22 protein-coding genes are annotated in these 24,977 nt (G+C 41.0%); 9 read left to right on the forward strand and 13 right to left on the reverse strand.

All coding sequences use genetic code 11. The annotated features are described in order from the left end of the window. The first annotated feature begins 46 nt into the window (after positions 1–46). The 4 genes from P767_RS0107400 (at position 47) to P767_RS0107415 (ending at position 4,469) form a co-directional block, all read left to right on the forward strand. The gene (locus P767_RS0107400; RefSeq protein WP_026763988.1) at positions 47–1,537 is read left to right on the forward strand and encodes a tetratricopeptide repeat protein; all 1,491 of its coding nucleotides are present in this window, start codon (positions 47–49) and stop codon (positions 1,535–1,537) included. 104 nt (positions 1,538–1,641) lie between these two features. Next, positions 1,642–3,312, forward strand: coding sequence for a DNA repair protein RecN (gene recN / locus P767_RS0107405; protein ID WP_026763989.1), 1,671 nt, complete (start codon positions 1,642–1,644; stop codon positions 3,310–3,312). Between the two features lie 11 nt (positions 3,313–3,323). After that, a complete protein-coding gene (locus P767_RS0107410) occupies positions 3,324–4,148 on the forward strand; it encodes an enoyl-ACP reductase FabI (protein WP_026751300.1) in 825 nt (274 codons plus the stop codon). A 51-nt stretch (positions 4,149–4,199) separates the two neighbouring features. Next, complete coding sequence (locus tag P767_RS0107415) at positions 4,200–4,469, forward strand: SemiSWEET family sugar transporter (protein ID WP_026763990.1); 270 nt, start codon at positions 4,200–4,202, stop codon at positions 4,467–4,469. A 97-nt stretch (positions 4,470–4,566) separates the two neighbouring features. On the opposite strand, the gene P767_RS0107420 is transcribed toward P767_RS0107415, so the two are convergent. Next, positions 4,567–4,788, reverse strand: coding sequence for a DUF2795 domain-containing protein (locus tag P767_RS0107420; RefSeq protein WP_026751298.1), 222 nt, complete (start codon positions 4,786–4,788; stop codon positions 4,567–4,569). 107 nt (positions 4,789–4,895) lie between these two features. Here P767_RS0107420 and P767_RS0107425 point away from each other — a divergent pair, with 107 nt between their 5' ends. Further along, a complete protein-coding gene (locus P767_RS0107425; protein ID WP_026763991.1) occupies positions 4,896–5,552 on the forward strand; it encodes an ABC transporter ATP-binding protein in 657 nt (218 codons plus the stop codon). Between the two features lie 41 nt (positions 5,553–5,593). Here the strand turns inward: P767_RS0107425 and P767_RS0107430 are convergent, their stop codons facing one another. The 3 genes from P767_RS0107430 to gatC form a co-directional block, all read right to left on the reverse strand. After that, positions 5,594–6,154, reverse strand: a complete 561-nt coding sequence (locus tag P767_RS0107430) for a cob(I)yrinic acid a,c-diamide adenosyltransferase (protein WP_026763992.1) — start codon at positions 6,152–6,154, stop codon at positions 5,594–5,596. 77 nt (positions 6,155–6,231) lie between these two features. Continuing rightward, positions 6,232–6,924, reverse strand: a complete 693-nt coding sequence (locus tag P767_RS0107435; RefSeq protein ID WP_026763993.1) for an ABC transporter ATP-binding protein — start codon at positions 6,922–6,924, stop codon at positions 6,232–6,234. 8 nt (positions 6,925–6,932) lie between these two features. Continuing rightward, positions 6,933–7,220: an Asp-tRNA(Asn)/Glu-tRNA(Gln) amidotransferase subunit GatC gene (gatC, locus tag P767_RS0107440; protein WP_026763994.1), complete on the reverse strand. Its 288-nt coding sequence runs from the start codon at positions 7,218–7,220 to the stop codon at positions 6,933–6,935. A gap of 438 nt (positions 7,221–7,658) precedes the next feature. Here gatC and P767_RS0107445 point away from each other — a divergent pair, with 438 nt between their 5' ends. After that, positions 7,659–10,034, forward strand: coding sequence for a 3-hydroxyacyl-CoA dehydrogenase/enoyl-CoA hydratase family protein (locus tag P767_RS0107445; protein ID WP_026763995.1), 2,376 nt, complete (start codon positions 7,659–7,661; stop codon positions 10,032–10,034). 63 nt (positions 10,035–10,097) lie between these two features. Here the strand turns inward: P767_RS0107445 and P767_RS0107450 are convergent, their stop codons facing one another. Genes P767_RS0107450 through P767_RS0107465 form a run of 5 tightly spaced genes read right to left on the reverse strand, consistent with a single transcriptional unit; the run spans position 10,098 to position 16,977 of the window. Then, positions 10,098–11,666: a hypothetical protein gene (locus tag P767_RS0107450; protein WP_026763996.1), complete on the reverse strand. Its 1,569-nt coding sequence runs from the start codon at positions 11,664–11,666 to the stop codon at positions 10,098–10,100. Further along, on the reverse strand, positions 11,666–11,911 hold the full coding sequence (locus tag P767_RS18670; protein WP_216593213.1) for a hypothetical protein: 246 nt from the start codon (positions 11,909–11,911) through the stop codon (positions 11,666–11,668). Before P767_RS18670 ends, P767_RS0107450 begins: the two co-directional genes overlap by 1 nt. Then, entirely contained in the window at positions 11,890–13,539 is a 1,650-nt protein-coding gene (locus P767_RS16325) for a glycosyltransferase family 2 protein (RefSeq protein WP_216593214.1), read from the reverse strand. Before P767_RS16325 ends, P767_RS18670 begins: the two co-directional genes overlap by 22 nt. 27 nt (positions 13,540–13,566) lie before the next feature. Next, a complete protein-coding gene (locus P767_RS0107460; RefSeq protein WP_026763997.1) occupies positions 13,567–15,588 on the reverse strand; it encodes a cellulose biosynthesis cyclic di-GMP-binding regulatory protein BcsB in 2,022 nt (673 codons plus the stop codon). Between the two features lie 18 nt (positions 15,589–15,606). Continuing rightward, entirely contained in the window at positions 15,607–16,977 is a 1,371-nt protein-coding gene (locus P767_RS0107465; RefSeq protein WP_026751289.1) for a sensor histidine kinase, read from the reverse strand. A 51-nt stretch (positions 16,978–17,028) separates the two neighbouring features. Between P767_RS0107465 and P767_RS0107470 the strand changes: the two genes are divergently transcribed. The 3 genes from P767_RS0107470 to P767_RS0107480 are packed head-to-tail and all read left to right on the forward strand — an operon-like array spanning position 17,029 to position 19,849. Next, positions 17,029–18,108 carry a glycoside hydrolase family 5 protein gene (locus P767_RS0107470; protein ID WP_026763998.1) on the forward strand — a complete coding sequence of 360 codons (1,080 nt, stop codon included), beginning with the start codon at positions 17,029–17,031 and terminating at the stop codon, positions 18,106–18,108. Between the two features lie 2 nt (positions 18,109–18,110). Beyond that, a complete protein-coding gene (locus P767_RS0107475) occupies positions 18,111–19,010 on the forward strand; it encodes an ABC transporter ATP-binding protein (protein ID WP_245586859.1) in 900 nt (299 codons plus the stop codon). A gap of 11 nt (positions 19,011–19,021) precedes the next feature. Then, a complete protein-coding gene (locus P767_RS0107480) occupies positions 19,022–19,849 on the forward strand; it encodes an ABC transporter permease (RefSeq protein WP_026751286.1) in 828 nt (275 codons plus the stop codon). Between the two features lie 8 nt (positions 19,850–19,857). Here P767_RS0107480 and P767_RS0107485 read toward each other — a convergent pair whose 3' ends face one another. Genes P767_RS0107485 through P767_RS0107500 form a run of 4 tightly spaced genes read right to left on the reverse strand, consistent with a single transcriptional unit; the run spans position 19,858 to position 24,974 of the window. Beyond that, positions 19,858–20,811 (reverse strand): TIGR01777 family oxidoreductase, encoded by a 954-nt coding sequence (locus P767_RS0107485; protein ID WP_026763999.1) that lies wholly within the window; start codon positions 20,809–20,811, stop codon positions 19,858–19,860. A gap of 3 nt (positions 20,812–20,814) precedes the next feature. Beyond that, entirely contained in the window at positions 20,815–22,710 is a 1,896-nt protein-coding gene (ftsZ, locus tag P767_RS0107490; RefSeq protein WP_026751284.1) for a cell division protein FtsZ, read from the reverse strand. 39 nt (positions 22,711–22,749) lie between these two features. Next, positions 22,750–24,150, reverse strand: coding sequence for a cell division protein FtsA (ftsA, locus tag P767_RS0107495; protein WP_026764000.1), 1,401 nt, complete (start codon positions 24,148–24,150; stop codon positions 22,750–22,752). Continuing rightward, on the reverse strand, positions 24,147–24,974 hold the full coding sequence (locus P767_RS0107500; RefSeq protein WP_026764001.1) for a cell division protein FtsQ/DivIB: 828 nt from the start codon (positions 24,972–24,974) through the stop codon (positions 24,147–24,149). Before P767_RS0107500 ends, ftsA begins: the two co-directional genes overlap by 4 nt. Positions 24,975–24,977: the final 3 nt, after the last annotated feature.

Genomic DNA, 24,977 nt, shown 5'->3' on the forward strand with positions numbered 1-24,977 from the left:
CATACTCAAGGGCAGTCAATTGGCTGCCCTTTCTTATTTTTAGACTGTGAGGCAATTCCTATTTCTACTGACCTTCTTTTTTGCATCGCTGTTTACAGCCGGGGCTCAGCAGAAATTTGATTTTAACGCAGCCTGTCTGCAGGCTTACCAGGAAATCAATAAACTCAAATTTGAAACTGCAGAAGCACAGCTGCAAAAAATTCGCCTTCAACAGCCAGACAATCTTGTTCCTATTTTACTGGATAACTATATTGATTTCTATACTTTGTTTTTTAACGAAGATCCTGATTATTACACCAGGCAAATGGGCGTCATGCAAAGCCGGCTGGATCTATTGCAAAAAGGAGACAAGTCAAGCCCGTTTTATTTGTACAGTCAATCTATGCTTCGCATACAGAGAGGTGCAGTACAAATTAAATTCGGCAATTTCTGGGATGCGGGCTGGGACATTCGCAAAGCCTATATTTTAATAAAGGAAAACCGAAAAAAATTTCCCAAATTCAGCCCCAATGAAATGCTGTATGGCGCGCTGGAATCTATTATGGGCACTATTCCCAAAGGATATAAATGGCTGACCAATTTACTGGGCATGCGTGGCTCTATTACAGAAGGGATGAAAAAAATGAAAGACTTTACCAATAGCAATGAGTATTGGGCCAGACAGTTTTCCAATGAAGCCAGTTTCATTTATCCCTATTTGTTATTTCATATTGGCAATGAAAGAAAGCAAGCACTGGACTTTGTAGAAAATAAAAAATTAGACCTGGTCAATAACCATCTGCATGCTTTTATGGCGGCCAATCTTTCTTTGAACAACAAGGAAGCAGCAAAATGCAAGTTGATTATACAGCACAGAAATAAATCTGCAGAATATTTAAGCACGCCCGTCTGGGATTTTCAACTGGGCTATGCCCATATTTATCACCTGGACCTGGATGACGCCATTGAACATTTTGAACAATTTACCCGTGAGTTCAGGGGGAAGTTCTATCTGAAAGACAGTTATCAGAAAATTAGCTGGGCCTATTATTTACTAGGCAACCAGCAGCAGGCAGAAGCATTCCGGAAACAAACACTCGCAAAGGGATCTACCCTTTCCGATGCAGACAAAAAAGCCAACCGGGATGCCAAGGAAAACAACTGGCCCAATCCCTTATTATTAAAAGCCCGTTTACTCAGCGATGGGGGCTATCATGCAGAAGCTTATAAATTGTTACAGGGTAAAACATCCAACGATTTCAGCAGTTTGGCAGACAAACTGGATTTTGCATACCGGGCAGCCAGAATCTATGACGATCTGGGTCGCAAGGACGATGCTATCCGGAATTACCTGGTAGCCATTAAGCTGGGGGAAAACAGAAGAGAACATTTTGCAGCAAGGGCCGCTTTACAAATAGGATTGATATACGAAGAACGAGGCGACAAAACCACCGCTATCAAATACTACCAGCAGTGTATGAATATGGAAGGACATGAGTTCAAGGACTCACTGGATCAGAAAGCCAAATCGGGAATTGAACGCTGCAAAGGGAACTAGGAAGCCAGTGTGGAACTTCCCAAAATTTCTATGCTTATTTAGCTAAAAGTCTAAGCCCAATTTGGGTAAGCTTCATTAACTTGCCCCAGTAAAAATGTAGAAAATTGCTGCAGGAATTAACGATACACAATTATGCCATCATTGATGAACTGACCATTCAGTTTAACGAACAGCTCAACATCATAACCGGTGAAACGGGTGCTGGTAAAAGTATCCTGATGGGCGCAATAAGCTTAATCCTTGGAGAGAGAGCCGATACCAGTGTGTTGGTAAACAAGGAGCGCAAATGTATAATTGAAGGACAGTTTCTGGCAGGTCAGAAAAAAGCGGTAAACGAATTTTTACAGGCCCATGATTTTGAAGACGGTCATACTTCACTAATTACCATTCGCAGAGAAATTGCCAGCAATGGCAAGTCCCGTGCCTTCATCAACGATACACCTGCCACCCTTCAACAATTAAAAGTGTTGGCTGGATTGTTAGTAGACTTGCACCAGCAGTTTGATACACTGGAACTGGGAGACAGCGATTTTCAAAGAATGGTAATAGATGCGCTGGCAGGAAATGAAAATATCCTGCAGACGCACCAGCAATACTTTAAGGAATGGACCCGTGTATTGGCCGACTACAATGCCCTGCAAGAGCAGAAAGCAGCTTTGCAGAAAGAAGCCGATTACAATCAATACTTATGTAATGAATTAGAATCGCTTGCTTTAAGAGAGAACGAACTGGAGCAACTGGAAGAAGAATTAAAGTTGCTGAACAATGCCGAAGAAATTAAAACAGTATTAGAGAAAGTCTCTTTTGAAATTGCCAATTCGGAAGAACCCATTGTTGCCCGCATTAAACAATTAAACAATAGTCTGCAATCGCTGGAAGCATTGATAGCAGGTGTTCCTGCCCTGTCGGCAAGATTAAAAGCCAGTCAGATTGAACTTCAGGATATAGCCGATGAACTGGAAAGAATTAACGACCATGTTCATTTTGATGCAGCCAAAATAGACCAGGTAAACCAGCGGATTAGTGAGGGATATAAACTGCTGAAAAAACATGGCGTAACTACCACAGCGGAGTTGCTACAGATACAGACCGAATTGTCGAATAAGCTTTTTGAAGCCGTTGCCATAGACGAAGCCATCCTGGCAAAGCAGGTAGCTGCCAACGATTTAATGCATCAGCTAAAACAAACAGCCAAACAAATTACTGCTTCCAGAAAATCGGTAACAGATGGTTTTGAAAAAGCTGTGAATGCCTTATTAAAACAGGTAGGCATGCCGAATGCACAAATTAAAGTGAACCTACAAACTATTCCGCTATCTGCTTATGGAGTGGAGAATGTAGAACTCTTATTTGATGCCAATAAAAGCAATCGTTTTGAACCTATTCGCAAAGTGGCCAGTGGAGGTGAATTAAGCAGACTCATGCTTTGCATTAAATCGCTGGTGGCGCAGAAAATAGATTTACCAACCCTGATATTCGACGAGATAGATACAGGTATTTCCGGAGAAGCCGCCAAACAGGTGGGCATCATAATGCAGGAACTGGCCGGAAACAGACAGATCATCTGCATTACCCATCAACCCCAGATTGCGGGTAAAGCCAATGCACACTATTTTGTGTACAAGGAAAACAAAGACAACCAAATTAAAACCAATATTAAACTACTCAGTACCGAAGAACGCATTCACGCCATTGCACAGATGCTAAGTGGGGAAAAACCCACAGCAGCCGCCCTGGAGAATGCCAAAGAAATGATTCGTATATTCGGCACTTAAATTAAACTTGTATGGCCTACAATTTATTAAAAGGTAAGCGTGGTATTATAACCGGAGCGCTGGATGAAAACTCAATTGCCTGGAAAGTAGCAGAGAAAGCACACGAAGAGGGTGCCACATTTGTACTTACCAACGCTCCTATTGCCATGCGCATGGGCGAGATCAATAAACTGGCTGAAAAAACCGGTTCACAGATTATTCCTGCCGATGCTACCAGCACAGAAGAACTAACGAATTTATTTACACAGTCTCAGGAAATCCTGGGTGGTAAAATAGATTTTGTACTACACTCTATAGGAATGAGTGTAAATATTCGCAAGAAGATTCCATATACCGAATCTAACTACGATTATTTTATGAAAGGTATTGATGTATCTGCTATGTCTTTTCACAAGATGCTGGCAGTTGCCAAAAAACTGGATGCCATTAACGAATGGGGTTCCGTTGTTGCGTTAACTTATATGGCAGCACAAAGAACCTTCCCGTTCTATACAGATATGGCAGATATTAAAGCCATGCTGGAATCCATTGCCAGAAGCTTTGGCTATCATTATGGATTAGAGAAAAAAGTACGTATCAATACCGTTTCACAATCTCCTACCAAAACCACTGCAGGTACTGGTATCAAAGGGTTTGGTGATTTCTATGATTTTGCCGAAGCCGTTGCTCCACTGGGTAATGCAAGTGCAGAAGATTGTGCCAACTACTGTATTACTTTGTTCTCCGATTTAACCAAAATGGTAACCATGCAGAATCTGTTCCACGATGGAGGATATTCTACCACTGGAGTTAGCATGGAAGTAATGGAGAAATTGGGTATTGCCAATCAGGAGTAAACAGCATTTAATTAATCAATCGTATCCAATAAGGATACAAAAATGAAGTGTATGAATTTGGTAGATCTGTTAGGATATTTCGGAGCTTTTTTAAGTGCTATTACTTTTATGCCACAGGTATGGCTGGCATGGAAAAGTAAAAGTGTGGGCGACTTAAGTATCTGGATGATACTGATTGTAATTACCAGTTGTGTAGTCTGGTTAATTTATGCAGTAAATGTAAAGAGTGGACCTGTGCTTGCCGCCAATATGATTGTGCTGGCGCTTGCATTGATGCTATTCTATTTCAAGATGACATTCCCTGCAAAACCGAAAGAATAAAAAAATAGAAACGCAGCTGTAATCACGGCTGCATACAAGCAAAAGATGGCTATCTGAAGAATCAGTTAGCCATCTTTTTATTTGTGTAGTGTATTAATTAATACTCGTCTTCGTTAAACATGAAGTCTTCCTGACTTGGATAATCAGGCCAGATGTCTTCGATGCTCTCATACACTTCTCCTTCGTCTTCCAATTCCTGAAGATTTTCTACCACTTCCAATGGCGCACCACTGCGGATAGAATAATCGATCAACTCATCCTTGGTAGCAGGCCAGGGAGCTTCTTCTAAATAACTTGCTAATTCTAGTGTCCAAAACATAGTCTCGATTATTTTTGCAAAAGTAACCGTATAAATGATACCACCAAATGTGAGTTTTACCCATCTCTGCAGAAAAGGTTAATTTGCAGTAAATAAAAGCCTATTACATGCTGAAAGCCACGGCCATTACCAGAAAATTTGGAAACCTCCCTGTTTTAAAAGGGGTGGATATTACCATTAACAAAGGGGAAATGGTCAGCATTGTAGGCTCATCAGGGGCAGGGAAGAGTACTTTGCTGCATATTCTGGGAACCCTGGATCGTCCGGACAGCGGGAGCATTCTGGTAAATGACCAGGACTTACTTAGCATGAATACCCAGGACCTGGCCAGGTTACGGAATCTGAACATGGGCTTTATTTTCCAGTTTCATCATTTGTTACCGGAATTTGATGCCCTGGAAAACGTAAGCATACCCGGATGGATTGCCAATAAAAACAATGCAGTTGTAAAAGAAAGAGCAGTTCAATTACTCGATTTATTAGGACTGAAGGATCGCAGCCACCACAAACCCAATGAACTCTCTGGCGGCGAACAGCAGCGCGTGGCAGTAGCCAGGGCGCTCATTAACGAACCGCTGATTGTGTTTGCAGACGAACCAACTGGTAATCTGGATAGTACCAATGCAAGAGAACTGCACCAGCTATTCACCCGCATTAATCAGGAAATGGGCACCAGCTTTTTAATTGTTACGCACAACGAAGAATTGGCCGGACTAAGCCACAGAACCCTGCATATGAAAGACGGATTAATTTTGCCACAATAATTGTAGCTAAAGGCGGCCCATCAAAAATCAAGGCAAAAATTTTAAACCCGCGGTTTCCAGGGAATTTCAGCAACCCCCATCTGGTGTCCGATGTAACGGGACAATACAAATAAATAATCGCTTAACCGATTCAGGTATTTTATTACAAGAGGTTCAACAAAAATATCCTGCTCCTGCATGTTAACACAGCAGCGTTCTGTTCTGCGGCAAACACAACGGGCCACATGGGTTTGGGAAATGGCCGGATGTCCGCCAGGCAATACAAAAAATTTCATGGCAGGAAGACTATCATTCATCTGGTCAATTTCTTTTTCCAGAAAAACAATATCCGATTCTTTCAGGTCAGGAATTTTCATCAGGGGCTCTTTCTCCGGATCACAGGCCAGGGAAGATCCCACGGTAAACAAACGATCCTGAATTTCCTTCAGGACCACTTTAATATGTTCATCGGGTGTAAGGTCGCTCACCACTCCAATCCAGGAGTTCAACTCATCCACGGTTCCGTATGTATCAATTCTGATATGACTTTTGGGTACTTTGGTACCTCCAATTAAAGAAGTCTTGCCTAAATCGCCTGTTTTTGTATAAATCTTAATTGCCATAGTTTGTACACTGAGCAATGATTACAATGGAACTACTCAAATGTTCGGCAATATACAATTTTGCAGAATTGTCAATGTTATGATTTTGTGGTATCGCTCTCAACCAATCCGTCACGTAACCTAACCACCCTGCGGGCATACGCTGCAATATCTTCTTCATGGGTTACCAGCACAACTGTATTCCCTGCTTCCTGTAATTTTCCGAAAATATGCATTACTTCTACTGAAGTTTTAGAATCCAGGTTACCGGTAGGTTCATCGGCTAACAATATGGAGGGATTGTTCACCAGGGCACGGGCAATAGCCACACGCTGAATTTGTCCCCCGCTAAGCTCATTCGACTTGTGGTGCGATCTTTCAGCAAGGCCTACTTTCTCCAAGGCCTCCATAGCTCTTTCATGTCTTTCTTTTTTAGATACACCTGCATAAATCAAAGGCAGTGCTACGTTTTCGGCAGCGGTTAAACGAGGCAACAAATTAAACTGCTGGAATACGAAACCAATTTCTGTATTTCTTACTTCAGCCAAATCATCATCAGCCATTTTACTTACATCCTTTCCGTTCAGAATATACTTTCCTCCGGTTGGAGAATCCAGGCAACCCAGTATATTCATCAGGGTACTCTTTCCGCTACCGGAAGGCCCCATCAGGGCAACATATTCATTCTTGAAAATATCCAGATCAATTCCTTTTAAAACAGGAATGGCCTGATTGCCCATGAAATAACTTTTTTCAATTCCTTCCAGATGTATGATAGATTCGGTAGACATAAGCTGTATTATTTTTTAATAACCTTGGGTACAATAAAATAAGGAGAATGAGAAGCTGGCGCATTCTGCAAAGCTTCATCCAAAGTAAGACTGCCTTTAACAGTATCATTTCTTTGTTCTGAAGCAGCAGACATCATCCGAAGCGGAGTTACTCCTTCCGTATCCAGTTCGTTTAGCTTCTCAATAAATGCCACCATTTTCTGAAGGTCTTGCTGGTATTGCTCCATTTGTGAATCGGCAATATGCAATCTGCTCAGGTTGGCCAGGTGGGCAATGGTATTTGCATTAATCTCCATATTTCAAAAATACGTTGAACACAATGAAAGAAGGGGGCAAAGTTTTGAGTGGTAAAATGAACAAAACAGCGGTCTATAAATCGTTTGTTTAACATTTTTGTCATTTTCCACATTTGTTAACAATAATTTTTAAAACTGAAAGGAATTTCTGTATAAATTAGTAATCAAAATCCCCCCGATTATGCTAGTATACGTACTATTAGCCGTTTACCTTGTTTGCTTGTATTTTGCATACAAAGGTGCCGCCGTTTCAGAAGAGTAACATCTAAGAAAAACCAACGCATTAATATCAAATTTTTCCCAACGAAAGATTTGATATTTTTTTTGCCCCTAATGGAAGGGAAGGTTAAAATTTACCTTATCTTCGGAAATAGTTGCATAACTAACTAATTTTGTAAAGTGTACCCTTTACAAAACCTGACCATAAATTTTTCAAAAATGAAACGTTCTATCAAAAAAGTTGCCGTACTCGGAAGTGGTGTAATGGGGTCCAGAATTGCCTGTCACTTTGCAGGAATTGGACTGCCTGTATTATTGCTGGATATGGTTCCTGCGGCAGCAGCAGAAAGCACTAAACCAGCAGAAAGAAACAAGCTGGTAAATGATGCGCTGGCAGCGGCTGTAAAAAGTAACCCCTCTCCCGTGTTTACCAAGTCGGTAGTTAACAGAATCAAGACGGGCAACTTTGATGATAACCTGAAAGAGATTGCCGGTTGCGACTGGATTATTGAAGTGGTAGTTGAAAGACTCGACATCAAGCAACTGATTTATGAAAAAGTAGAAAAATTCAGAAAGCCGGGAACCCTTATTACTTCCAATACGTCAGGTATTCCGATTCATATGATGGCAGAAGGCAGATCCGATGATTTTAAAAAGCATTTCTGCGGAACGCATTTCTTTAATCCTCCACGCTATTTAAGATTACTGGAAATTATTCCAACACCCCATACCGATACGGAAGTGGTGGATTTCTTAATGCACTATGGCGATGTACACCTGGGTAAAACCACCGTGTTGTGTAAGGATACTCCTGCATTTATTGCCAATAGAATCGGGGTATTCAGCATCATGAGCATTTTCCATATTATGGAGAAGCAGGGATTAACCATAGATGAAATTGATGCCTTAACCGGACCCATTATTGGAAGACCCAAGTCTGCAACATTCAGAACGGCTGATGTAGTAGGGATAGATACCTTAGTAAAAGTAGCCAAGGGAGTTGCCGACAATTGCCCTAACGACGAAGCCAAATTGATTTTTACCATTCCGTCCTGGTTAGAAAAAATAACAGCCAACAATTGGCTGGGTGATAAAACCGGTCAGGGATTTTTCAAGAAAACCAAGTCTGCAGCGGGCAAGGAAATTCTAACGCTCAACTTGCAAACCATGGAATATGTGGCAAGAACAAAACCAAAATTCGCGAGTTTAGAAGCTGCCAAACCAGTGGAAGACTTAAAGCAGAGAATTAAAATGTTAAGTGCAGCTCCCGATAAAGCCGGTGAGTTTTACAGAGCATTTCATTTTTCCTTGTTCTCTTATATCTCTTTCAGAATTCCTGAAATCAGTGATGAATTGTATCGTGTAGACGATGCCATGATGGCGGGCTTTGGATGGGAAATAGGAGCTTTTGAATCCTGGGATACCCTTGGGGTTAGCAAAACCGTAGAAGCCATGCAGGCAGCGGGTTACAGCGTAGCACCCTGGGTTGCAGAAATGCTGGCAACAGGTGCAACTAGTTTCTACAAAGTAGAGAACGGGAAGCGCATATGTTACGATGTGGCCAGTAAATCTTATAAAACCATTCCTGGTGGCGAATCCTTCCTGATTCTTAAGAACCACAGCGATAAACTTATCTGGAAAAACAGTGCCTGCAGAATGTACGATATTGGCGATGGTGTAGCAGGATTGGAATGGAGTACCAAGATGAACAGCATGGGTGGAGAAGTACTCGAAGGAGTTAACAAAGCCATCAGCAAGGCAGAAGAAAGCTTTAATGGATTGGTAATTGCCAACGAGGGGCCCAACTTTAGTGCGGGTGCCAATGTGGGTATGATTTTTATGCTGGCAATCGAGCAGGAATACGATGAACTGGATATGGCCATCCGCATGTTCCAGAATACCATGATGCGTTTGCGTTATTCCAGTGTGCCAGTTGTTACTGCGCCACATGGTTTAACCTTAGGCGGAGGTTGCGAAATGAATTTACACGCAGACAAGGTTTGCGCAGCAGCAGAAACTTATATTGGTTTAGTGGAACTGGGTGTGGGATTGATTCCCGGCGGTGGCGGAACCAAAGAGTTTGCACTAAGAGCCAGCGACGAATTACACGAAGACGAACCAGAGACCAATACATTAAAGAAAAGATTCTTTTCCATAGCAACAGCCAAAGTGGCTACCTCTGCACAGGAAGCTTTTGAAATGGGTATCCTAAGACAAGGTCAGGACGAAGTGGTGATGAATATAGGCAGAAGAATTGCAGAAGCCAAGAAATCAGTTTTAGAATTACACGAAGCAGGATACAATACTCCGGTACAAAGAACCGATATTAAAGTATTGGGCAAATCCGGTCTGGGAGCCATGCTAGCCGGTATCAATGGCATGTGGAGAGGTGGATATGCAACCGATCACGATGCTTTAGTGGCGCGCAAATTAGCGTATGTTATGTGTGGCGGGGACTTAAGTGCGCAAACACTGGTAAGTGAACAATACCTGCTAGATTTGGAAAGAGAAGCCTTTTTAAGTTTGTGTGGCGAAAAGAAATCACTCGAAAGAATTCAGAGTGTATTGAAAAGTGGCAGACCTATTAGAAATTAAAAAAAGAAAAACTAGTGAGTAGTAAGGGTTAAGTAAGATTGTTGCATCAAAATAATTAGCAGTTTATCTTATTGAATATACAATCCAGTTTTCAGTTTCAAAGACACGGTTGGACCTCAGATTCAACCGTTCTTTCATTACAAACATATTGTAGGCGTTCATGGCCGTGTAATTGTGTTTCAGATTGTGTCTTTTTGCAATAAGAATGTATTCTACCGACAAAGCTGGATTTTCAATTACCGTAATGAAATTCTTTTGCAATGGCATTACCAGTCCATCCAGCGTTGGCAGATATGCTACAATGCCATAAGCTGCAGCATCGTCAATTAAAACAGGTCTTGACGGCGATTTAACGGAAGCTATATAATCGGCCAGCTGTTTCTCTTCTGACTCTTTTTTGGGCAAAAACCATTTGTTGGTTTCCGTTACCATACTTACAAATCGTTGTTCTTCAAAATCGGAAGTTTCCTTAAAATAATAATAGCCCCCCAGTAAAGTAAGAAATGTCCCTGCCATAATAATGATAGAAGACATGAATCGATTGAGTTTGACCTGACTGGCAAAATTGAAAGCCACAAAAGCCATAACAGGCAACAGTATATAATACTCCACAGTTAAATAAAACTGAATATCAATCAGTATGATTGACAGAAAAATCAATGGCGTAAAAAGCGTTAATAATTCATATAATTTGCCCTTAAACAACAACAAGGCCGAAACAAAAATGGGAGCCAGAAAAATAGTGAACAAAGGAAAAATAATTTGTGTCTGCTTATTCAGGTTGGCACCAGATCCTCTTTCCAGGATATTGGTAATGGTAGATACACCGGTAACCCTCCAGTTAGAATACTGAGAACTTAAGAAATAGGTAGGATCACCCGCATGGGACTGATTCAACACGCGGAATAGAAATATGGCTGCTAGCGGCAATAGATACAAAATGAAATACAAAGAGACCGTTCTGTTTACCAGTTTACGACGAAGTGAGCGATTGTTCAGCGCCTGAAAATATTGAAACACCACAGGTTCTCCCTTAGCGGTTTTAATCCCCTCAATACTAACCAGTACCACAAAGGGAAGAAAACCCAGGATCAACCAGAGAAACTTTACTTCAGAAAATATCAATGCCCCTAAATACAAGCTGGCCAGTGACAGGTAGTAGGTTGTTTGGTTTTTATAGTAAAAGAACAAACTCCGGAACAACATGTAAGTAAAAAGCATGATGGCGGCAATATTCCTTCCACTAGTGGCAGCAAAAATAAACTGGGGATGAATCAGGAACAAAGCCAGCAAGGCCAACATTAAAGTACGGGCGGGTAATTCAGAACTATTTATGTCTTTTGCCATAAAGAAAAATAGAAAAGACATTAGTACTATGGAAGAAGCAACCGGTGCAAATAAATATCCGAAGGGAGTAAATATAATATTGATTAAAAAAGAAGTCGTTGGAAAAGTAGTACCCAATGTTAAAAGGGTATTCTCGCTGTATTCAAAAAGCAACTTTAATTTTTCAGCATAGAACAATCGTTCTGAGTGTTCAAACCCAATTCTATTGAATAGCCAGGCCAGGATCACATAATAAATGACCAGCAGCAATGAAATGATACGTATTTGATGACTACTGAATTTCATTAGGTTTCATTGGCATTGGCTACCACTGTTGCTGCAGCGGAAGAATGAGATACTTTGGTTAAACCGTGATTGGTTTTTTCCCAATAAAATGGTTTATAAATCAGCTGCCACAATCCTTTATAGGCTGCAATGGAATGCATTAACCAGTAGAAAGGATTCACCAGCGCAAACAAAATCAACTCATAAAATCGGCGTTTGAAAACAGCCAGCATATTTACATAAATCATGAGCGTATTCCCCGCCACAAAGTTAAAAATGGATATATACAATACCCAGTCCGGGAACAGCACACGAACGGTTTGCAAATCAAAAACCAGATACACAATATAAAAGCCCAACAACACCGGATACAATAAAAAGGTAATCGGAGTAAATCCAACGAAGAAGTTGAATCCGAAAAATCCTCTCCAATCCAATTTTTACCAACCAGTTTTGGAGGATTGCGCATATGCACCAGCAGGGTTTGCATGTATCCCTTAATCCAGCGGGAACGCTGACGAATCCAGTTAAAGGGTTCGTTGTTGGCTTCTTCCAGCGTAGTACTGTTTACTACCCCTACCTTGTATCTCTTTTCAAATACCCGCACTCCCAAATCGGCGTCTTCCGTAACATTGAACGGATCCCAACCACCCAGTTCTTTTAGCTTGTCCAGTTTAAAGTGATTGGAAGTGCCTCCTAAAGGAATGGGTACATCCAGTGACTGAAGACCTGGTAACATATAATCGAACCAATACGAATATTCTAAAGTGAACATACGGGTTAACAGGTTCTCATTCTTATTAAAATAATTAAGTGCTCCCTGCAATACCACATAATCCTTTGGAAGTTTTCTGAACAAACTCACAACCTTTTTCAACTGGTCAGAATCTGGAACGTCTTCTGCATCATAGATGGTTAAATAAGTTCCCTTACAAAAAAACAAACCGTAGTTACAGGCTTTGGGCTTGGTTTTAGGCATGTGGAATGGAACCACAATGGTTTCAAAGTTGGCCGGGAAATCCAGGTTACGAACGGCGTTCAGGGTTTTATCATCGTCTTCCTCAATCAATAATTTTACGTCTAGTTTTCCTCTTGGATAATCCAGACTTCTCAGGTTCCAAATTAATTTACGAATTAGTTTATCCTCCTTATAAACCGGCAGCAATATGGTGTATACCGGAAGCGTACTATTGTCAACCGCTTTTACTTCATCCTTGGTTACCACTTCTACCAGTTCGTACTTAGAGCCCTTTAAGGCAATGTACAATTTAAATACAATGGAAAATAAAAAGACGAAACTGAAGAACAGGTTGAAGAAAATAAAACTATTGACAAAATTGTAGGTCAGTAAAATAAAGGCAACAGCAATGGCAACAAAAATAAACACCAATTGCGCATCCGTAAAAGTAGTTAGACCCGAACTATCGGGATCCTTACGCATCAGGCTAAATACAGATTCCTTTACATAGTATTCTCCTCTAAGCTTATGTACCATCCAGGTAATATCCAAATCCGAAGCAGCTACCAATTTTACCTTGGTATTGAACTTCATTTCCAGATAGCCTTGCAGTCTTTCATCCATTGGGTCGGCAGCAGCTACTAGTAAATTACCTCTGCCATCATTCCGCATGGGTAAATATAAAAAAGCGTTCAGGTGCAGCAGGTCGCATTGTTCCACAAAGCTTTCATCTAATACTTCGTTACGAACATCCACCAGCGGAAAACCTGAACGCTCCAGAAAAGCAACATAGGCTTTACGGGTAAGGTACCCGAAATTCAGTGCTGCTTTTATTTGCGCATAGTCGAACTCATCAGCAATTACATCAATCTCATCCAGTTTGGCCGTGGTAAACAAGCCCACACTAATCATATTATTCAAGGCACAAACAGGCATAGATGCTACGGATTTTTAAGGAACCAATTAAACAATCTCCTGTGATTTTTTCACACGCTTTCTGATGAAGAAGAAACCTAGTACCAACAGGATACCTAAACCAGCCAGCATGAAATATTTGTATTTATTCCAAAGCAAAGCCATATTATTCTTATCTCCTCGGTATGTAACCAGACCAGCATTGTCGGGCAGTTTAAAGAAGAAATTACTCTTTCCCTTACTGTTGGCAATACATACGTTACTTTCAATGGCAGAGTACTGTGATCCAAAGCTTTTGATTACGCCCTCAAAGGCATCACTGATACTAGAGTCTCCCAGTGCACTCACGAGCAGGAAGGTAGAACTACCCTGTCGGAAAATCTGTGCGATACCTGAGTTAGAAAAGTCGTTAATAGAGTAAGAGGTTTCCCCACTGATATCTTTATACAACTGGAAGTCTCTGTTGAATTGTACTGGTAGGTTCTTTTCAAAGTTCTTAATCAACGGATCGTTTCTGTGCAATAAGGCAATGGCATTCATGTTTGCCATATCGTTCATATTGGCTTTATCAGAAGTTACCAGTTCAGGAATAAACAGATAGTTCGCTGCCAAAGTAGCTGTATTCAACTGAAACACCAGTTCGCCCAGAGATGCTGCCAAATAAGGCATCAGGCTTGGAGTAACAATACAACGCAAAGCTTTCTTTCTAAACTCTCCAGGATAGTTAAAGAAGTTATAGAACTCATTTACTTTTTCGCCAGAGAACACCAGGTTAGAAGTTTTGGTATCAATGAATCCGAAGAAATTAGAGAACCCTTCCTTACAAATACCACCCGCACCATGAAAACGCATTTCCACTACCAATGAGTTATTCTTAGTAAGTAAGTATGGCTTCAGTTCTATGTCTCCGTTGAAACTGGTTTTATCGTGTAAGTCGGTACTGAATACCAGGTTATCGTTCAGGTATACGTTTAAGAAACCACGGTCTCCTTCTTTTAACATAGAAAGCATGGCTTCTAGGTGGAAAGTAAGTTTTTTAGGAATGGCGTTGTAATCGGCCAATGAAAATGCATAGTTGGTTTTCAATGCGCCAATACCTTCCATCAGTTTAGGTGTACCTCCTAGCTCTTCCAGTGAGAATACAACAGGCAACTGATTCTTGTCAAAGTAAGCTGGCTGCCCCTGATCTACTAACATGGTATAAGAGAAACTACCATTGATAATTTTATAGTTCGTCAGCGTGTAAATAGCTTTTCTATATCCTTCGGGGTCTTTACCAGTAATCACCAATACATAATCGCCATTCGGGAATATCAGGTTTTTAATCAACCCCTGTCCGTTTTTAAATTCAGGCAATTGTGCCTGGATATATGCCGGAAGCTTGTTATACAAACCGGTCACGATTGTATTTCCAACAGAAGAATCGGTATTTCTGTAATTGGTGGTAACAATATCTTCCAGACCCCCTTTCTGTTTCAATAAAGCAAAAAGGATAGAACCACTGGTTAAATCGTCTAAGTCAGCATTCACCGGAGTGGCCACTGAATTGTATTCAGAAATGGTTTCTTTTAAACTGTGATAGTAAGTAGAGCGTTCTTGCTTAATAACTTCTAAATAAGAAGAGTTTCGAATGGTAACCCAGATAGCCGGATTGTCAACGTCCTTACAATATTCATCCGACATGGCCATTTTGGCGTCAATTCTCAATTTAATAAAACGACCATCTTCCTGAACATATCTTTTATTCAGGGGGATTACAATCGTCATTACAGAGTCAATGGCGTCTGCCACCAAACGGGTAGTATATACAGGCTCATCTTTTAATGAAACCGTAATGGTAGACATGTCTTCTCTTAAAACCTGAGAAGGCTTCACCTGCAGTATCAGATTGGTACGGTCTACATCATCTCTTGGCTGTAGCTTCAAGAAATAGGAAATGGCACCATTAATACCCATAATGGATTCATTCCGGTAACCCATTGCTTCCAGGGAGCGGGTCTTGAAGTCCTGGGCAAATATGCTACCAGCTATCAGCAGGAAGAGTACGAGCAGGGATGATTTTGTTTTCATGATTTCGGGGTATTTAAACTAAGCCAGTTTGAATTTGAGTTTAAAATAGTTTCCAACAGTCACATTGCTTTCATAAGTTAGCGAACCTCCCATGTCTTCGGTTAGCTGCTTGGCAATAGAAAATCCCATGCCTGAGTGGTTGATGGCCAATTCAGACTGGTTAGGATTGGTTAATCGGCTAAAATATTCATCCAGTTTTTCCATTCCGATGGGGTTATTGGTCTTATTGATGATCTCAATAATACAAGACCCATCCAGGTCATTGGCATGAATACTAACAGAAGAACCCTTTTGGATAAACCTAATAACGTTAGAAAGTAGCTTAAATAATATATGACGTAAAAATATTTTATCAATATTTACCATTACTTCGGACGGAGAAAGGTGAACCTGAAGGTTTACCTGCTTAATACTGGCCGCATCCACCAGGGTAATCGCTGCTTTTTCCACCTCAGGAATAATATCGAATTGTTCCATCCGGTAAGTAATTTTACCAGAATCGGCTTCTGCTGACTCTGCCAGTTTCTGGCTCAGATAATGCAGTTTTTCGTTCCCCATGGTGATATAACTCAGAATTTCCTTCTGGTCAGAAGTCAGGTTACTGCTCTTGCGATTGATGAGATCAATGGATATCTGGTTAGACCCGATAAAGTTTTTCAGGTCATGAATCATAATATTGAGGGTATTCTGACGATAATCACTCAATTCTTTCAGGCGACGATTCTTCTCTTCAATAATATGGTGCTGGTCGTTGATTTTTTCGTTCTGTTCCAGCAATCTTCTGTTGGATTCTTCAATAATCAGGTTTTTCTCTGTCTCACGCTTTACAATCTGGTAGCGGTTATAGGCAATAACAATAGAGAAAATAGCTACCAGAAAATATACGCCTCCCCCATTCGAAATCAAGCTGGCATAGCTGGCTGTTTCGTTGTTGAGCGAGTACATAAACAGAATAATAGTAAAGGAAATAGCCGCATGTAACTGCGCAAACAATGGCCTCCAGAATAAAATGGTATTCAGAAGCAACATCATAATAGAAGCCAGCAAATAGTAGGGCAAACCAGTAGCAACAGGAACAATTCCACAAATCATGGAGACCAATGCAATATTTATCCCAACCACTAAGTTTAATATCAGTTCATGGCCCCAACGTTTTTTGGTGCCGAAAATGTAAAAGAAATAAGAGATGGAAAAGAAGATGATGCGGATGACCAATAAAAACATCCAGTCTTCCTTCATGAACAAAACATCTAACAGCCAAAACAATGGAAGTGAAAACATCAAAGTCCACACAGCCACATTCGAATAGAAAGCACCCCGCTTCACCAGCTCATTATTTAGCTTGGCGCGGTCTATATTTACATAAGGAATCCGATGGTAATCAATCATGGGTACTTCTTATCTGCTACTGATAAAATATTAATCATTTAACTGTAAAACGTGTTGCGAAGAACTTTAGTACTCATCAGTTGCTTTTTCCTACTGGAAGCAGCCCCGGTTTCCGCTCAAAATCAGGAAGCACTCCGCAAGATCGCCCGCTCTATGGGTCAGGGGGTGAACATTTCATTGTTAGAACAATACTGGGTTAGTCAGCAACAGCTTTTAACAACAGATATTCGCCCGATGCTGGAATCAATTGCCGCTGCCGGGTTCGAAACAGTTCGTTTGCCGGTGGCTTTCGATTACTTCATGAGGGAAGGATCCACCCAATTAAACGAAGCAATTCTCCAAAAATTGCATGACACCTATATGAACTGCCGCAGATTGAACCTAAAACTGGTAATTGTTTACCATTATGGCAAGCTAACCGACCAGAACAGGGAAACAGAGGCCGACAGAATTGTCGGGATCTGGAAGCAGGTAATGCAATACTTAAGGGAATTCTCGAGCGAAAAATTATTTTTTGAACTGTACAACGAGCCGGTAACCAGTGCCGAGACCTGGAAACAAACAGCCAATACCATTGTAAAAGCCCTTAGAAAAGAAGACCATGACCGTATTTTCATTATTGGGGGAACCAACTACAACGGCATTAATGAGCTGCTGGCCATGGGCAAACTTCCCGTGGATGATGAAAAAATCCTGTACACTTTTCATTTTTACGAACCCTATGTATTCACGCATCAGGGGGCAGAGTGGACCAAGGAGAAAACCTATATGACCGGCCTGCCCTATCCTTTCCGAAAAAGAAAAATGCCCGAACTAAAAGACGCGGCACCCGACTCGGAAGTAATTAAGGAATTTGAAAGATTCCCCAGAGAATCTAATTACAACTATTTATACAGTAGAATCAAAAAAATAAAGGCAGATGCCGATAAGCTGAATTTGCCGCTTATCTGTACAGAAACGGGGGTTATCAATTTAGCCAATGCCAAGTCAAAATCTACCTATCTTAGAGATATCACGGGCCTGATGGAGCAGTTTGATATACCAACCATGCTATGGGATTACAATGATAAGTTTGGTATATTCAAAGAAGAAAAAGTAATCAAGCAGCTTCGGAACTGGCTTAAAAATTAATAATGATGGAAAAAGTTTTGCAATTAACGGATGTAAGCAAGTCTTACGGTTCCGTAAAAGCATTAAAGGATGTTTCCTTAACCATACCCAAGGGGAGTGTATTTGGCATATTAGGTCCAAACGGTAGTGGAAAAACCACACTGATGAGTATTGTGCTGGATGTATTGGGTGCAGACTCAGGAACCTATCAGTGGTTCAATTTACCACATAGTGCCAATGCCAGAAAAAGGATTGGCTCCTTACTGGAGACACCCAATTTTTATCATTACCTGTCGGCTGTAGACAATTTAAAAATCACATCTGCCATCAGTGGCAGGGGAACCGATGCCGATATAGATGCGGTGCTGGAGATTGTTAAACTTACCGAAAGAAAAAAATCAAAATTCAGTACCTATAGCCTGGGCATGAAACAAAGGCTGGCCATTGCTGCTGCCCTGCTTGGCAACCCCGAAGTATTGTTGCTGGATGAGCCCACCAACGGTCTTGATCCCGTAGGTATACTGGAAATAAGAGAATTAATTAAACGACTGGCAAACGAAGGTATTACCATCATTATCGCCAGCCACTTGCTGGATGAAGTAGAAAAAATCTGTACGCATGTGGCCATCTTAAAAAGAGGAACCTTATTAACCAGTGGTCCGGTAGACGAAGTATTAAGCAACGAAGACATTGTTGAAATTGGATCTGCCGACTTAAGTAGTTTAAAAGAATGTTTGTCTGGCATGGAAAATGTTTTATCCATCAAAGAAGACAATAACCGCTTGCAGGTTCATTTTCCGGCCGGAACTGCGAATATGGAAGCAGTGAATCAATTCTGCTTTAACAAAGGAATTACACTGAACCTGTTACTGAATAAGAAAAAGAGTTTAGAAACCAAGTTCTTTGAACTTACCAACGACTAATAACAAATACAATGGGCGCACTTTTAAAAATAGAATGGCTGAAAATTAAAAAGTATCCTGCATTCTGGTGGATGCTGGCCATAGTAATGCTTACTTACCCAAGCATTAATTACATGTTCTACAATGTTTACCAGCAGGTAACACAGGGAAAGGAAATGACCAATAATATTGCAAAAATGTTATTGGGTAATCCATTTGCTTTTCCAGAAACCTTTCATACGGTTGCCTATTTTTCATCCTTCTTTGTAATACTACCCGGCATTCTGGTTATCATGTTAATTACAAATGAATACAACTACCGTACGCATAAACAAAACATCATTGACGGATGGAGCCGAAAAGATTTTATGGCGGGAAAGCTAATTGATGTGGCCATTATATCATTTGTAGTAATGACGGTATTCATGTTCGTGGCAATGGCTTTCGGAGTTTATACCGATCCGGATAATCTGGGAAGAATTGCAGAGCAACTGCATTATATCCCTATGTTTTATTTACAAACATTTGCGCAATTATCCATTGCATTCCTGTTGGGCTATCTGGTAAAAAAAGCCTTCATTGCATTGGGCATTTTTGTGTTTTATTATCTGGTAGTAGAAAATATTCTGGTGGCTTATCTGAAATACAAAAAGATACCTATTACCCGTTTTCTGCCCATTGAAGTATCCGATAATATATTGGTAGCACCAGCATTCACAGGCAACTTTGGTAAAGATTCAAAAGATGCTTACCTGCTTTCGATTTCATTGGTGAATGAACAGGTTATACTAACGATACTGTATACCGTTATTATCTGGCTGATCTGTTTTAAAGTACACAGTAAAAGAGATTTGAACTAAGACCCGTTTTATTTGGCTCCAGAATTAATTAGATTGTCGAGTGCTTTTTCAATAGTAGGATATTGAAACTTGAATCCAGCCTGCAGTATTTTCTTGCTGCTGACGGTTGCACTTTTTAGCACTTCAATGCTCATTTCTCCCAACACTATTTTAAGTGCAAAAGCGGGAACATAAATAGGCAGATAAAAGGATCCGCAATATTTTTTGGCAAGGGTTAGCGTAAGTGTTTTGTTGTTTACCGGATTAGGTGCTACTGCATTGTAAACGCCCTGTAAAGCTGAATTTTCAATGGCATAAATGAATTGATAACAAAGGTCGTCAATATGAATCCAGCTAATCATCTGCTTTCCGTTTCCTAATATAGCAGCGGTTCTGGCCATCAGGGGTTTTTTAAATTCAAGCAATGCCCCACCTGCATTGCTGAGTACAATGCCTGTTCGTAAAATCACCAGTCTTTTATCTATTTCCTGAACAGGTGCAATGCTCACTTCCCACTCTTTGCAGGTAGTACCCAGAAAATCTGAATGGGCAGGCGCATCTTCAGAAAAACCAGGGTTGTTGAGGGGATCAGGGCCGTACCAGCCAATGGCAGAAGAACTAATTACAGCCTTGACCTGGTTGGGAATTTCCTTTAAAGCTTTCACCAGTAAATTGCCGGATTCAATGCGACTGTCTGCAATTTCTTTTTTCCTGGCAGCAGACCAACGTTGATCGGCCACTCCTGCTCCTGCCAGGTGAACAATGAAATCAGCTTCCCGAATGGCCCATTCATCAATGGTTTGATTGACTATATTCCATTTTGCATAACGCAAATAAGTATTGTCATTACCGGTAGTGTCCACCACTCTTTTTTGATTGCCCCCTCTACCCACAATGATAACCGAATATCCTTTGTGCATCAACAATTCAGTTAAACGAGTACCTACTGTTCCCGTTCCACCGGTAATTAAAACCGTTGCCATATACTAGTCTGGTTTTTTACCATCCAGGAAAGTGTTGATGGTATTGATCTGCGTCTGGTTATTTTCGTCTTTTCCTACGGTGTACTTACTATAAAAGTTTTCTACAGAAGTTAAAGTGTTTCCGAATAATTCCATATTTCTTCTAACATAAGCCGGAACAGCATCAAACTCTCCATTTAAGTCAGAAGTATTATTCATGTTAAAAGAAAGATTACGCAACTTTTGAATTCTTTCTGCAGCTCTTCTTTTTTGCTCTTCCACATCATCAAAATAATCACCACCATTATCAGCAGACTCATTGGAAGGAGTTGCACTCATGGTTGGCTGAGGAGCACTATAGCCTTCTGGTTTTTCTACCAGTTGCATATCGAACAGATTCGCTTCTTCTTCTACTTGAGGCACTTGCGGAGCAGCCACTTCAGGAGTAGTGCTAACAACGGGTGCTGGTGCTTCAGTAGCATAAATATTAGCAGGCTTGCTTAAAGCAGAACCTGAAAAACTGGAATGAATGGCGGTTGGAATTGGAGGCAATGACGCTTCCACTTCTTCTTCAAAAGTGTGCACTGCAGGAGGTGTCTGCATAACAGGCTCAGCCTCTGCTGGTGCTAAATCGAATACGATAACAGGAGAAGCGGTTGAGGGCATTTCCAGTGTTTCGTAAATTTTTTCCGGAGCAGGGGTAGTTTCCGCAGGGGTTGCAGGTGCTGCTGGTGTTACGGGCTCTTCTGCAACAAACGGAATCAGGCTTTCTGCAAATGAAGGAGCTTCTTCCTTCACCGCTTCTACAACAGGTGCTGGAGTTGCTTCCACAGCAGGCGCTGTAGCTGTAATTACGCCGGTAGATACTGCAGGATGATCTACTTTTAAAGTCATCACAATTTTCTCAGGCTTGGCTTCTTCCTGTTTAACAGCAGCTGGTTTGGCAAATGGATCTTTGTGTTCAAATCCGGTAGCAACCAAAGTGATACCAATTTTTTTATCGAGGCTTTCATCATAACCCATACCCACAATTACATCCGCATCTTCTCCGGCCTGTAAACGCAAGTGGTTATTGATGATTTCCAGTTCATCCATGGTGCACTCGTGTTCACCTTCGGTACTGTTGATATTAATCAATATCCACTTCGCTCCTCTAATATCGCTGTCGTTCAGCAATGGAGAAGACAATGCTTCTTCAATTGCCAGCTGTGCACGGTTCTCTCCTTCTACTTCTGCCTTACCCAAAATAGCCACACCACCATTCTTCATTACGGTACATACATCCGCAAAGTCTACAATAATATGTCCACGGCTATTAATTACATCGGTAATACATTTGGCTGCAGTAGCCAATACATTGTCGGCTTTAGAAAATGCTTCCTTCATTTTCAAATTGCCATACTGCATGCGCAATTTATCATTGCTGATTACCAGCAATGTATCTACATAAGGCTTTAGTGCCTTAATTCCTTCTTCTGCCTGCAATTGTCTGCGCGGACCTTCAAAACCAAAAGGAGTGGTTACAATCCCAACGGTTAATATACCTAAGTCTTTACAAATTTGTGCAATGATGGGGGCACCACCTGTTCCGGTTCCACCACCCATACCCACGGTAATGAATGCCATTTTGGTATTCACTTCCAGAATGCGTTTAATTTCTTCTAATGATTCTTCAGTAGCCCGTTTACCTACTTCAGGATTGGCACCCGCACCCAAACCTTGGGTTAAATGGGGTCCCAACTGTATCTTGTTAGGCACTTTGCTTTGCTCAATTGCTTTGGCATCGGTATTGCAAATGATGAAGTCAACCCCCTCAATGTTTTGTTCAAACATGAAGTTTACGGCGTTGCTTCCACCACCACCAACACCCAGTACTTTGATAATGGATGATTTTTGTTTAGGAAGATCAAAATGAATCATAGTGGACGGTTTGGGTTAGTAGGGATTAAGGTTCGGGTTTTATCTTATAACTTGGTCTTCTTCTTCTTTGAACAATTCAATCAGGTTGTTTTTGAATTTGTCCCAGAATCTAATTCGTGGGCCCATGTTCACGGTTTCTTTAGTTTCTTCTATAGGCTTCTCCATCACAGGGGCTGCTGCAACAGGTGCTTCAGGAGCAGCGTCTGCTTTCTTCTTCAAATTCGCTGGCACTTCCAGTTTTACAAAACGCTCTTTGAATTCTTTGTGATGCTGATCGTAGTCGTTGTATCCTTTCAAGATCAAACCAATACAGGTAGCATACATGGGTTTATTCAATTCATCAATATGATTGGGCGCCAAGTGTTCATTAGGAATACCAATGCGGGCATTTAAACCAGTTGCATATTCAGTTAACTGAATCAGGTGTTTCAATTGAGATCCACCACCCGTTAAGATGATACCTCCATTCAATGCACGAGAATCCAATCCCACTTGCTTTAAATGATAGGTAACAAAATCAAGAATTTCACTCATTCTTGCTTGAATAATCTGCGCAAGACTCTTCACGCTGATTTCCTTTGCAGGCATTCCCTTTAAACCAGGAATTGTAATAAAGGAATTGGTTTTTGCCTCATCAGCCAACGCAGAACCAAACTGAACTTTCATGGCTTCAGCCTGTGTTTTTAATACACCCAGACCTAAGCGAATATCATTGGTAATATTTTCTCCGCCGAAAGGGATCACGGCAGTATGCTTTAGAATACCATCATAAAAAACAGCCAGGTCAGAAGTTCCACCTCCAATATCAAGGATGGCAACACCTGCTTCCATATCCAGTTCACTCATTACCGCACTGGCAGAAGCCAATGGTTGCAATACAAGGTCTTTGGTTTGCAAACCACTTCTGGTTACTGCACGATTGATATTGCGTATAGCGTTTCTGTCACCAGTAATGATATGGAAGTTAGCGCCCATTTTAACCCCATTGTATCCAACTGGGTCTTTGATGTTCTGGTTGCTGTCTACGTGAAAATCCTGCGCAATTACATCAATGATCTGATCTCCGGCAGGAATAAAAGTTTTACGCTGGTTGTTGATGAGTTGTTCTACTTCTGCTCTGCTGATTTCAATATCCGCATCCTGACGAACAATGTCCCCTCTGGTTTGCAGGCTCTTGATATGATGTCCTGCTATACCCACATATACTTCGTTGATTTCTAAATCGGGATTGCTCTGTGCACAATTTTCCAAAGCGGCCTGAATAGCTTTAATGGTCTGGTCAATATTCAACACTTGACCATGTAATACACCACTGCTGTTGGCGCGACCAAATCCAAGAATTTCTAGCTTGCCAAATTCGTTTTTGCGGCCGGCAATTGCAGCAATCTTGGTGGTACCAATGTCCAGTCCAACAATGATAGGTGCTTCATTGTGATTCATAGAGTATTTCTTTTACTTGTTAACGGAATTTGAATCGATATATTGTTTTCTTCAACTACATTTTTTGGTGTTTCTTTTATAGCCACTACCTGACCTTTATATTCTAAGCTGATTATTTTATAGGTATTGATCCCATGTTGCAACCAAGCTTTCTGGTAGAAGGCTTTTAAACGGTTGAGTTTATCCGCCGCCAGAGAAGAGTCTCCAAAAGCAATCAGGTGCTCTCCCAACACAGGAATCATTTCAAACTTTTTGTTGGCAACAATATCCACCTGTGCAATCTGTGCGGTAAGGAATGAATCCGCATTCATTAATCGGGAAAGTAAAATAACAGACTGCATTAAAGTGGTATCGGTCTTTTTACTTATTGGATAACCCGTGAATACAGGCACTCTGGCTGTAAGCTTTGTACTCAGCGGCATACGATTCATGGCAGTATCTATATAATAAGACTGACCATTGGTTTCGAATATTCTGGCAATGGGTTCTCTTTCAACAATACTTACCTGCAATACCTGCTGGTTATCAAAAAACATTTCGGCATTGTTCACCCAGGGATTTTGCTTTACCTGCATTTCCAGTTTGCGCAAAGGAACTGCCCGCATAGGACGACCTGTAACCGAAGCAGGACTGTTCACCAATTGCAGTACATCCTGTTCGTCAATAAACATATGTTTTTCTGCACCCTTAATTTCTACCACTACCCCTTTTAATTTTCTGTTGTTTTTCTGGCGGATGGAAGCACCCAATAACACCACTACGCCCACAGCAGCCAGTGCCCAGGCAGTAAGGATGAATATATTTTTCCAGTTCAACTTTTTCATGGG

Origin of the sequence: Sediminibacterium salmoneum NBRC 103935 (assembly GCF_000511175.1) — a bacterium.
Taxonomy (GTDB): domain Bacteria; phylum Bacteroidota; class Bacteroidia; order Chitinophagales; family Chitinophagaceae; genus Sediminibacterium; species Sediminibacterium salmoneum.